This is a genomic window from Edaphobacter sp. 4G125 (assembly GCF_014274685.1).
Classification (GTDB): Bacteria; Acidobacteriota; Terriglobia; order Terriglobales; family Acidobacteriaceae; genus Edaphobacter.
The window spans coordinates 817186-828514 of the sequence record NZ_CP060393.1; the positions used below are offsets into that span (position 1 = coordinate 817186).

Annotated in this window: 6 protein-coding genes and 2 tRNA genes; 4 read left to right on the forward strand and 4 right to left on the reverse strand. The window is 54.8% G+C overall.

What is annotated here, in order from left to right:
* Positions 1-601: 601 nt before the first annotated feature.
* A tRNA-Ser gene (locus H7846_RS03355) sits at positions 602-691 on the reverse strand.
* 74 nt (positions 692-765) lie between these two features.
* Positions 766-841, reverse strand: a tRNA-Thr gene (locus H7846_RS03360).
* A 213-nt stretch (positions 842-1054) separates the two neighbouring features.
* Here H7846_RS03360 and H7846_RS03365 point away from each other — a divergent pair.
* Both H7846_RS03365 and H7846_RS03370 read left to right on the forward strand, forming a co-directional pair.
* Positions 1055-2167 (forward strand): glycoside hydrolase family 18 protein, encoded by a 1113-nt coding sequence (locus H7846_RS03365; protein ID WP_186695127.1) that lies wholly within the window; start codon positions 1055-1057, stop codon positions 2165-2167.
* A 2-nt stretch (positions 2168-2169) separates the two neighbouring features.
* Positions 2170-3408 carry a DUF5009 domain-containing protein gene (locus tag H7846_RS03370; protein ID WP_186695128.1) on the forward strand — a complete coding sequence of 413 codons (1239 nt, stop codon included), beginning with the start codon at positions 2170-2172 and terminating at the stop codon, positions 3406-3408.
* Between the two features lie 783 nt (positions 3409-4191).
* Here H7846_RS03370 and H7846_RS03375 read toward each other — a convergent pair.
* The gene (locus tag H7846_RS03375) at positions 4192-5319 is read right to left on the reverse strand and encodes an SIS domain-containing protein (protein ID WP_186695129.1); all 1128 of its coding nucleotides are present in this window, start codon (positions 5317-5319) and stop codon (positions 4192-4194) included.
* A gap of 221 nt (positions 5320-5540) precedes the next feature.
* Here H7846_RS03375 and H7846_RS03380 point away from each other — a divergent pair, with 221 nt between their 5' ends.
* Entirely contained in the window at positions 5541-6929 is a 1389-nt protein-coding gene (locus H7846_RS03380) for a diguanylate cyclase domain-containing protein (protein WP_186695130.1), read from the forward strand.
* An 84-nt stretch (positions 6930-7013) separates the two neighbouring features.
* Here the strand turns inward: H7846_RS03380 and H7846_RS03385 are convergent, their stop codons facing one another.
* Entirely contained in the window at positions 7014-9878 is a 2865-nt protein-coding gene (locus H7846_RS03385) for a PIG-L family deacetylase (RefSeq protein ID WP_186695131.1), read from the reverse strand.
* Between the two features lie 181 nt (positions 9879-10059).
* Here H7846_RS03385 and H7846_RS03390 point away from each other — a divergent pair, with 181 nt between their 5' ends.
* Positions 10060-11295: an ROK family transcriptional regulator gene (locus H7846_RS03390; protein ID WP_186695132.1), complete on the forward strand. Its 1236-nt coding sequence runs from the start codon at positions 10060-10062 to the stop codon at positions 11293-11295.
* Positions 11296-11329: the final 34 nt, after the last annotated feature.

Sequence of the window (11329 nt, forward strand, 5' to 3'; positions counted from 1 at the left end):
CGCCATCCAGTCGAACACCACCCATAACTGCATGCCTTTCTATTCTCAAATACGACCCAAAGTACCCTTCCATTCTGGTAATGGTTTGCATCAACTTGATTATGATTCTATTGGCCAGAGTGCTTCGGTTTACCCATCAGTAGTTGGGCATCCTATGGATGCACCATACTAACCTAGCAATGCGTAGCTCGACACTGTTATCTAATTTTGGCAAAGCTATTTAAGCCGCGTGATATTAGGAGCGGTTTATTTTCGAATTTTCAAACTGAGAGACGTGCCGTTTCTTTTGGAACGTTGGGATAAGTCCCATCTATATCCATTACCTTATCCATTACCTTTGTTGAACGAGATTTCCGGCGGTGTGGTCATGCTGATCAATTTCTCGAAGTGGTTCATATCCATCGCATAGTCGATGACGAAATCTTTCATGGGCCAACAGCGAGCGATGGACAGACTCGTATCGAACGATTCTGTTTGTATCGCAATGGTTTTTGTAGGGTTAAAAACGCTCTTAGGTTGATCAGCTGGTGACAGTTCGACACTCTTTTGGGCTACTTAGGCTTATAGGAAACCTGTTGATTTTTTTAGAGAGAAGACTTAATGGCGGAGGGAGAGGGATTCGAACCCCCGTTGGCCTTTCGACCAAAGCGGTTTTCAAGACCGCCTGTTTCAACCACTCACACATCCCTCCGCATGAGGCAGGCGGGCCTTCTAAAGGCTAACACCAGCCGGGGCACGGAACTGCAGCAATCTCCACCCGGAAAGTGGAGCCGATGAGCGGATTTGAACCGCTGACCTACTGATTACGAATCAGTTGCTCTACCAGCTGAGCTACATCGGCGCTAAGGATTCCACGAACCACCCATCCGTGGGTACAGACTTTCCCTGCCTTGATAAGTTTATCCAGAATAAACGGCAGGCGCAACGGTCGGATGCCCGATGCTTGCAGCCCCCCTTCGATTACTCTCAATGCACCATGCAATTCTCAGGAATCTCGTTTTTCCGGCTCGCGGTAGCTTTCATCGCATTCTGTGTGCCAGGGCTTTGTTTTTCTATGAACTCCGCCGATACAGCTTCTGTTCAACATGGTCCGGCCGCAGTGACCCGCGAGGTGATCGCCTATGTGTTTCCCAGGGACCGCGTTCTGGGCCCGGAAGAGGTGAATGCACGGCGGTTGACGCGGATCAACTATGCCTTTGCCAATGTCAAGAATGGCGAGATCGTCGAAGGCTTTCCTCGCGACGCGGAAAACTTCGTCATCCTTAATAAGCTGAAGCGCACCAATCCCTCGCTCAAGATCCTCATCTCCGTTGGGGGATGGACCTGGTCAGGTGGTTTTTCGGATGCTGCTCTTACCCAACGCTCCAGGGCCCGCTTCATCGACAGCGCGGTTCGCTTTGTTGAACGGCACAAGCTCGATGGTGTCGACATCGACTGGGAGTACCCGGGCCAAATCGGCGGCGGTAACACCTTCCGTCCTGAGGACAAACGCAACTTTACGCTGCTACTCGCCGAGCTTCGCCAACGGCTCGATCGCGAGCAAACCCGGCTTGGCCGCCGTCTCTACACTTCGATTGCTACGGGAGCCTCAACGAAGTTTCTCGACAACACCGAGATGGCGAAGGTCCAGCACTACGTCGATACGATCAACCTGATGACCTACGACTTCTATGTGGGTGGTCCAGCAACGGGGCATGACGCTCCTCTCTTCCACAATCCTGCGGACCCGAAGAATGTCTCCGCGGATCGCTCGGTTACGGAGTACCTGCAAGCGGGCGTCTCTCCGCGCAAGCTCGTTCTTGGCGTTCCATTCTATGGCCGCAGCTGGGGCGAGGTGGAGAACAAGAACCACGGCCTTTTCCAGGCGGGCAAGGCGGCGAAGGGAACTCATTTCTCGTACCCTGACCTGCCCAATCTACTGGCCAGTGGGTATGTTCGTTACTGGGACGCAGAGGCTTCTGTTCCTTATCTCTATAACCCGCAGAAAAAGATTTTTGTGACCTACGAAGACCCTCAATCGCTTGCCGCCAAGTGCAGATATGTCACCAAGCATCACCTCGCGGGAGTGATGTTCTGGGAGTATTTTAATGACTCTACTGGAATCCTGCTGGAAGCTGTTCACGCCGGGCTTACTCCTCTCGGTACCACATCCTCTAAAGGCAACTAAAGATGGCCGCCGCTCAGCTCGGAACCCAGACAGCCGACACCACTGTACAGGCGCCGCGCGTCGCCTCCATTGACGTCTTTCGTGGTCTCACCATGCTGGTCATGATCTTCGTCAATGATCTGGATGCGGTCAAAGGTCTTCCGTGGTGGACCTATCATGCGCCGGGCAATGTGAATGCCATGACTTACGTCGATATGGTCTTTCCTGCCTTCCTCTTTATTCTTGGCATGGCGATTCCCCTCGCGATTGAACAGCGATTGCGCAAAGTTCCTTCGCAGGCGCAATTGTGGAAGCATGTGGTGTCCCGCTCGTTCTCGCTGCTGGTGCTGGGACTGATCCTGGCGAATGCACGTGCGGGAGATCCAGCGTTGATCCATATGAAACCGCATGTCTGGGCCATCCTCGCGCTTCTGGGTGGTGTGCTTTTCTGGATGGTTTATCCAAAGGCGGAAGAGCATAAAGTTCTTGTCAGGACACTTCGTTTCTCTGGGCTGGCGTTGATGATCGTGATGTTCGCGATCTTCCGGCGCACGGCGAAGGACGGAAGCGTCGCCTGGATCAGGACTGCGTATCCGGAGATTCTCGGGCTGCTTGCCTTTGCTTATCTCACTACCTGCATCCTCTATATCCCGACTCGTCGTTGGCGTTGGGCCCCTTTTGCGTGGCTCACAGTGCTTACGGTCTTTTGTTGCTTCTGCACGGTCCACTGGATCGAGTTTCCCCGACATGCCGGACTCTATCTCTGGCCCTTTGGCAATGGTTCGGACACTCTCATCGCCATGGCTGGCGTGGCTACGTCCATCATCTTCGTCGGCAAACAGAGTGCGCATTGGCCGACGGTGCGTTCCAAGATGACCACTGCAGCTGCTTTTGCAGGGATCTGTCTGGTGGCGGCGTATCTGCTGACTCCGTTGGGAATTTCGAAGATTCGCGCGACACCGACATGGAGTCTCTACTGCGTCGGATCAAGCATCCTGATCTTCATGTTGCTTTATTGGATCTGCGACGTTCAGAGGTATACGCGCTGGGCTGCCTTCGCTCGTCCGGCTGGAGCGAACACGTTGCTGACTTATCTTGTGCCGGACTTCTGGTACTTCATCCTCGGTGCGTTGGGGATCACGTGGTTTCGGACTCACTTCGTATCGGGAGTTCCCGGCGTTCTCCGCTCCCTGATCTTCACCGCATTCATCCTGGGGATTGTTGCCGTGTTGACTCGGTGGAGGGTGCGTCTCCAGCTTTGACGAAGGACCCCTCCCCCCGTACCTTTGTGTGCAAAGTATTCAATCGATACAACTTAGCTTGGTACTTCGTTGCAGCATAGGTAGTCTTGAATCTTTTATCGGTAAGAGGGATATCGCAGATCCCTCGACCTCGCTGTGCTCCGCTCGGGATGACACCTCTCCAAGAGTCTGGCTACAGATTGGTGACCTGATCTGTTTATGCAGCCTAGTTAAATTCTAGCAATCGGAGAAGTTTATTCCGCACTTTGTATTGCATTGTCGATATTGGGTTTAGATGGTTTCTGGGGTTGACAGAGATTCTTCGTTTCGCTGCACTTCCTTCAGAAGGATGGGTAGGTTTGACCGCAGATCCTTCGACTTCGTTTTTGTCGCGCGAGGGCGCGACAAAACTTTGCTCAGGATGACACATTCCATTGAATGGGAGCGAACTGTCCAATGACAGCGTCGAAACTTGGTACTGCGGAGAGAGTGCGATATGTCTCTAGAGACGCGAAGAAGCCGCCCGGCAACAGGGCGGCTTCTTCCTTTTAGGGAGAATAGTTCCAACGGAGGCAAGGCCATCAGAACTTTCTGGCGAAATACTATGTTTGGCAAAATGACGTGTCAAGGTTTAATCCGAGTAACTATAAACAGTTATTTTTCAGTTAGTTACTAGGTTTACCAAGTGGATAACCTCAGGTTGTATTTTCGCCCATATTTCGCTTTTACTCTGATCGAATCCAGCCAAACGGTCGTTGAATCAGCCGCTTAGCTTTTGGGGTGCACTGTGCCTGGTGCAGAAATCTACTCCTGCACCACGGCCTTGACGAGGTTGCGCGGATTATCGACGTCGATGCCGCGAGCCGTTGCCATAAAGTAAGCCAACAGCTGGAGTGGTACCACTTCATAGAGTGGAGAGATGTACTCTGCGGCGCGAGGAACTTCAATGGCGTGATCACTCAGCTCGGCGACGCGGGTATCTCCTTCTGTGACGACGGAGAGGATCTGAGCGCCCTGCTTATGCATGTCGCGAACGAGGTTGACGGTCTTCTCGTAACGGAGGACAGAATCGGGTGCGGAAGGATCGCAGGTAGCGAGAACGACAAGAGGATTGTTCCGACTGACCAGAGCATTGGGACCGTGCTTGAGCTCGCCGGTGGGATAACCCTCGGCCTGAATGTAAGCCGATTCTTTGAGCTTGAGGGCGCCTTCGCGGGCCATGGGGTAGTGAACGCCGCGCCCGAGGAAGAGAAAGCTTTCGGCATCCTTCAGAGCTGTTGTAGTCTCGGAGACTTGCTTTTCCCAGCGTGGGAGAGCTGCTTCCATCGCCTCGGGCACATGGAAGAGGTGGTCGAGGTGGGATTCCACCACGGCACGGGTCATACGGCCGCGTACGCGGGCGGCATAGAGTGCGAGCAGGGAGACGACGACGAGCTGGGTGGTAAAACTCTTGGTGGCTGGGACGGCACGTTCGACTCCTGCATAGGTGGGTAGAGAACAGGCGGCGAGCTTCGCCATTGAAGACTCGGGTTTGTTCGTGATGGCGATCGTCGAGCTGCCTCGGGCGATGGCTTCGCGGAGGGCCTCGGAGGTATCGGCGGTCTCACCGGATTGCGAGATAACGACGAAGCAGGGGTTCTTGAGAGTCTGGGTAGAGCGGTAGATGTACTCGCTGGCGTACTCGACGTCGACGGCAATTCCGGCGAGGTCTTCAAAGAGAATCTCTCCAGCAAGGCCGGCGTGGCGGCTGGAGCCGGATGCGGCGATCAGGATGGAGTCGCGGCCGACGAGGGCCTGACGGGCAGCGAGAAAGACATCTTCGCGAAGAGTGGCCTGATCGGCATAAGCGGCGAGAGTTTCGGCGATGGCGCTGGGCTGCTCAAAGATCTCGCGAAGCATGGCGTGTGGAAAGTTACGTGTGGTGACGTTCATTTAACTTGTCTATACCTCTATACCAATTTAGAACTTACTGTGTGAAAAAAGAACCCGTAGACGATGATGGAGAAAAATCTGAGGGTTTACGATCACAAAAACCGAAGTTTCTTCAGGAGCGATGGAATGTCCTTCCTGGCTCATGAACTATGATAGGCTGCGCGACCTCCAAAGATATGCAGGCGACAGGAAGAAATGCAAAAACACGATAGGGCATTTTCGTGAGAAAGATACATAATTTTTCGGAGCGACGACAGGCAGCCGTGTTCTTCCTGTTTGTTATAACGGCGCTTCTCCTCCTGTTTTATCCCCTTGATCGGCTGGTCCTGCAGATTAAGTTCGGATGGCACAACATCGTTGGCCAGCAGTTTGCAATGGATGGTGTTGTATGGGTGGCCTGTATGGCCTGCCTGGTCTGGATGTGGAGAATTGCAAGCTTATCCAGCACGAATCTTCCACTGGTCTTTACTCGATATTCCCTCTTTCTTTTGGTTCTCTTTTTTGCCATGGAGCGGTTTATCGGTATTGCTCTCTCGGTGTTCCATCCGGCTCCGCTTCCGCACAGGATGGCATGGATTCAGCTGTTGAGCGCGATTCCTCTTGCTGTGGGAGTCATGGCTGTTTTTTCTGAGCTGAGGAATATGAAAGAGAGTGCGATGCTGGTGCAAAAGGAGCACGCCCGATTTCTTGCTTCTGTCGAGAGCAGCCTCGACGACTTCTATATCTTCGACGGTATCGCGGATGCCTCGGGCGAGATTGTTGACTTTCGCTTCAGCTATATCAATCCCAACGCAGAACGCCGATTGAACACGAGGCGCGAGAAGCTGTTGGGAAAGATTCTTACCGAAGTTCGTCCTTACATGATGACTTCGGGGTTGATTGAAAAGTACAAAGAGGTGGTTCGGACTGGCGTTCCGTTGGCCTGTGAGGTCTTTATCGACGACGAGAGGATTAAAGCCACCTGGCTGAATATCCAAGTGGTGAAGCTCGGTAGCGGAATCGCGATTACGAGTCGTGATGTGACGGAGAGCAAACTCATGGTGGACCACGTTCAGCATCTGGCCCACCATGATCAATTGACTGGCCTGGCCAACCGCACCCTGTTGCAGGACCGCCTGCACCAGGCCGTTCTGCGAGCCCGCCGGTATCGTCACAGGGTCGCATTTTTTGTGCTGGATATCGATCATTTCAAGCAGATCAATGATTCTCTCGGTCATGCGGATGGAGATGCTTTACTCGTCGTCATGGGGGAGAGATTGATGTCCTCTGTCCGGGAGACTGATACGGTGGCCCGCATGGGCGGCGATGAGTTTGTGATCGTGATGCCGGATTTCAAGAATATTGAAGACGTCAGACGTTGTGGTTTTGAGATTGTGAAGAATGCAGCTCAGTCGGCGGTGATTGGTGAACGCGAGATCCATATCACGGTCAGCGTGGGTGTTTGTATCTTCCCGGACTTTGCTCAGGAAGAGGAGGAACTTTACAGAAATGCCGATGCCGCCATGTACGTGATTAAAGACAGGGGGCGGAATGGGATTCATTTCTTTGGTGAGGACACAGCGAAGAAAGACGACGTTGCGAAGATTGAGTTGGAGAAAGACCGAAGCTGATCAAAGACCGCGTATCGGTAAAGAAGATGCGTTCAAAAAAAATGCGGTGCAGGAGTTTCCTCCCGCACCGCCGTGGAGAAGGAGTTAATTTCCTGACGCTGAAGCAGGAGCCGCATCCTTGCCCAGAGCAAGACCTGGGTTCTTGCCCATGCTGATCAGGTTGGCCATGATGCGGAAAGAACCGGGAACGCCATCGGGCATCTGGCGGAAGAAGGCGTATGCCATGTAGACATAGGCCCCTTTGCCATAACGGGCGTAGAGCAGCCCGCCCTTCTGGGGGTCCTGATCGGTATCGTGCATCTCGGTCAGAGCGATGTAGTGCGAGTCCCACTTCCGCATGAAGCCGTGACCACGCTCTTCGACCCAATCGTTGAAGTCGGCAGTGGTGATCTTGTTGGGCCAGTTGAGGACGGGATCGTTGGGGGCAAGGATGGTGACCTTGTTGTCCTCTTCGACCACCTTCTCGGGATCGCTGGAGAGCGTCAGCGGATAAGGGCCGTAGTCGTGGTCGTACTCCTGGGTTTGGTATTGGACGATGACAGTGCCGCCATTTTTTGCGTAATCGAGAAGACGATTGTTGAAGGTCTTCAGTTCAGGCCGTGCAGCATAGGCGCGAATGCCGAGGATGATGGCGTCATACTTCGAGAGGTCTGCCGAAGCAATCTCACCAGCCGAAAGCATCGTGGGGTGGATGCCGATGTCTGCAAGGGAAGTGGCAACATCGTCACCGGTGCCCATAATGTAGCCGATGCGCAGGTCTGATGCAGTCTTTACGTCAACGCCAGTGGTGCGATAGGTGGCTGGCCGATAGTGCGGATAGGGCCGCAGGCCAGGGTAGCCGACGGTCTGGAATCCCTGGGTGAACTTCTCTCCATTGAACTCGGCAACCGCAGTGATGGTGTATGGTTTGGCCTCGACGCGCTCAGGCTGGACCTTGAAAGTAAGGTTCTGGTCTTCGCCTTCGCGCATGGTGGAGAAGTTCGCGACCTCGGGAGTGGATTTCCAGCCCTGGGGCAGATCGAGCCGAACGGTCCCCTTGGCTGGGCCTTTGATGGAGCTGTGCAAGGAGACGTGCAGGTCGAGGTCTCCATCGTTGATGGGGACGATGCCAGCATAGGGAGAGACGGAGAGAGAGATGGCCGGCGCGATGAGCAGGGGCTCGAGAACGGGTCCTTCACCGTTGATGCGGTGAACAGTCTGGACGACGCCGGTGAGCTTGATGGCGACATCATGATATGTAACCGTCGCGGTTGCAAGCAGCGGATAGGGGCGGGTGGGAAGGTTGAGATAACGAGGATCGTCGAGGTTATAGTAGGGCTGCTCGAGGTTGGGGCGGCTAAAGTAAGGCTTGGTGAGTTCGGCCGAGCTCGGGACAACGACGTTGAAGGATTCGTCGCGCGCAGCGCCAGGGGCAAGCTCGCCGGTGGACGAAGATTGCGGATTGATCGTAAAGCCCTGGCCAGCCTGGGAGACAACGTCTATCGCAGAGAGAGAGACCGGTTCGGTTCCCTGGTTTGCAACATGGACGGCAACAGTGATCTTGTCGCCAGGAACGACCGTTTGCGAGGTTGGGATCTGGGTGGACATATCTCCCATCGGTCCCATGCGGCCGCTGCTGGGAGCGCCATCACTGGTGTTCGAGAGAAGAGTTAGACCAAGCGACTGCTCAAGCGCAAGGTTGAACTGCTGCTGTTTGATGCGCAGCTCGTGGGTCATGTTGTAGCGAGCTTCAGCAGAGAGCTTGCTTTTGGCGACCTCATCAAGAAGAGCGTTGGTCTGTGCGAGTCCTTTGGCAAGGGTCGGGGCGATTGCCGCAGGCTTCTCTGCGTTGAAAGAGGAGAGCGCGGAGTCAACGGTCTCATTCAGCGCATTGAGCTTCTCGCGCCAGGATGCCTGCTCGGCCTTGGGAGCATAGGAGGCGATTCCAGCCAGTGTGATGTCGATTCCATCGAAAAAGCTCTTCTCATGCTCTGACGAAGGGACGCGAGAGGCATAGAGGTGATACGGAGTCGTGACGGGGCGGGGAAGCGGAATTGCGATGCCGCCCATCTGGGTCTTCTGCTGGTTCAAGCCCTCGCGAGAGGTCTGGAGATAGGAGAAGCCGAGCATGGGATTGTAGGTTCCGCTAGGGATCTCCAGGGTGGTGGAGGGAACGCCTTCAATCCAGGTGTTGGTGACGTAGTTGCGGAAGCGGACGGGCTCCCAGTGCCCAGTTGCGTAGTCGTAGATACCTTTTTCGGTTACGCGGGCGAAGGGGACGCGGGCATAGACCTTGAGCGGAGTCCAGGGAAGGAGGCCGGCCTTGATCTGATCGGGGAAGACCTTGGGATCACCGGCCATCGCGTAGACACGTTGTGCGGTGTAGCCGGCGACCTGATGGTGACCGTGTCCATCGGAGACATTGCCAGCGAAGACGCTGGTGACGACGAGCGGGCGTTGCATACGGATGACACGTACGGCGTCATAAAGGACGCGATCTTCGCCCCAGGTCTTGAGGGCCTCTTCGATGCTCTTGGAGAAGCCGAAGTCGGCGACGCGGGTCCAATACTGGTGTACGCCGTAGTAGTTTCCGGCGGCGAGCAACTCCTGGGTGCGGAGTGTGCCAAGCTGGTCCCAGTAGTCGGAGGTCATGACATTCTGTCCTCCTTCGCCACGATTGAGAGTAAGAAGTGTAGTGTCGACTCCCTGCCCACGGCTCTGGTAAGTGAGCATGCCACCGTCTTCATCGTCGGGATGCGCGGTGACCATCGCGAGCGACGCACGGGTGTGCAGTTTCTGCAGGGTCTGGGAGAGCCCCACGGAACCGCGATCGATTGGCAGCGGTCGGGCATAGGCAGATTGATAGCGGGCAGGCGGCTCGTGCTGCTGGGCCACTGCAACTGCTCCCTCCATGACAAGCGAGAGCGTGAGAAGCGTGGCAATGGTCCCGCGACGGAGATCAGGTCTCATGGGCAAAAGGGCTCCTTGAATGACATCTCTTTTTGGTGCGAAAACCCCGCCGTCAGATTCCGGAAATTTCCGGCGCAGAACAGAAGGCGTTTTCCTGTATGGATGAAATGGATATCAGCTACAGTAAACTTTGTAAAGATTATTAAGAAATTTAGGTTATGATGTCTCGACAGACGACCTCATGCGATTCTCATCTTCTACTTCAGTTCAGTCCTCTGCCGATTCCGCTGTGCAACCTTCACGGCCGTCGCATCTTCGCCAGGTGAATGCACGTGGACTTCTGCGATTGTTACGGGAGCACAGTCCTTGTTCGAAGGCCGATCTCGTTCGTCTCTCCGGCTTGAGCGCGCCAACGGTATCCAGCGCAGTAGCGTATCTAGAATCTTTGGATCTGGTTGAAAATCTCGGAGATGGAGAGTCGAGCGGTGGTCGTCCTCCGGAGATGCTGCGCTTTAATGCGACCCACGGCTATGTTGCTGGAGTGGATATTGGCGGAACGCGGCTTCGGATGGTGCTGGCGGACTTGAACGGCCGCATTGTGACGCAATGGGCTACGCAGTTTACAGACCAGCAGAGAACTCCCAAGGCTGTCTGCTCGTTGGTCCACGATGGACTGAAGATCATGTGCCAGGAGGCATCCACCTCGCTCAAGAAGGTTCTTCATATCACGGTAGGGGCGCCGGGTATCACGAATGTAGATTCGGGAGTCGTCATCTCAGCTCCCAATCTTCGGGATTGGAACAATGTTCCGCTACGCGCCATGATCGAGCGCGAATTAGGAATACGGGCCACGATCGAGAACGATACGAACCTTGCAGCCGTGGGCGAGCACTGGAAGGGCTCTGCCTCGGGTATCGAAGATTTTCTCTTTGTTGCCCTGGGGACGGGCGTAGGCGCGGGAATCTTTTTGCGTGGGCGATTGCACCATGGAGCGAACTGGAGTGCTGGTGAGATCGGTTATGCCGCGGTGAGCGGCCATTCGCGCCAGGCACTGGAGGTGCATTCTCCGGGGCAGATGGAGCGGTCGATTGGCGGGTTGGGGATTGAAGCGGAGTGGAAGAGCTTGTTGAGCCGCGTGGGGCAGGCTTCCGTAGGAGAGTTAGCAAAGTTGCGTGCAACTGAGGTTTTTGATCTGGCTGTCGATGGCGACCGGCAGGCTGCGCAAATCGTGGAATATACCGCGCAAATCCTGGCGGATTGCATTGTGGATCTTGCGCTGTCGATTGATCCTGAAGTTGTGATTCTAGGGGGCGGAGTGGGCTCGCACCCGGAGCTTTGTCGATGTACGGAAAGGCTTCTAGCCCGCAATGAATTCGCCAAGCCGCAGGTCCGGTCGAGTTCGTTGGGGACGCAAGCCCAGCTTTATGGCGCAATTTACCTTAGCCTGGCAGCCACCGAGGTCCATCTGCTGGAATAATCAGGATTCAAAATTTTATTGACAGTACTGTAAT

Bases quoted from the DNA above. Each gene is read 5' to 3' on its own strand.
- H7846_RS03375 (WP_186695129.1), bottom strand. From the start codon at position 5,319: ATGAACGTCACCACACGTAACTTTCCACACGCCATGCTTCGCGAGATC.
- H7846_RS03370 (WP_186695128.1), top strand. From the start codon at position 2,170: ATGGCCGCCGCTCAGCTCGGAACCCAGACAGCCGACACCACTGTACAG.
- H7846_RS03365 (WP_186695127.1), top strand. From the start codon at position 1,055: ATGAACTCCGCCGATACAGCTTCTGTTCAACATGGTCCGGCCGCAGTG.
- H7846_RS03390 (WP_186695132.1), top strand. From the start codon at position 10,060: ATGCGATTCTCATCTTCTACTTCAGTTCAGTCCTCTGCCGATTCCGCT.
- H7846_RS03385 (WP_186695131.1), bottom strand. From the start codon at position 9,878: ATGAGACCTGATCTCCGTCGCGGGACCATTGCCACGCTTCTCACGCTC.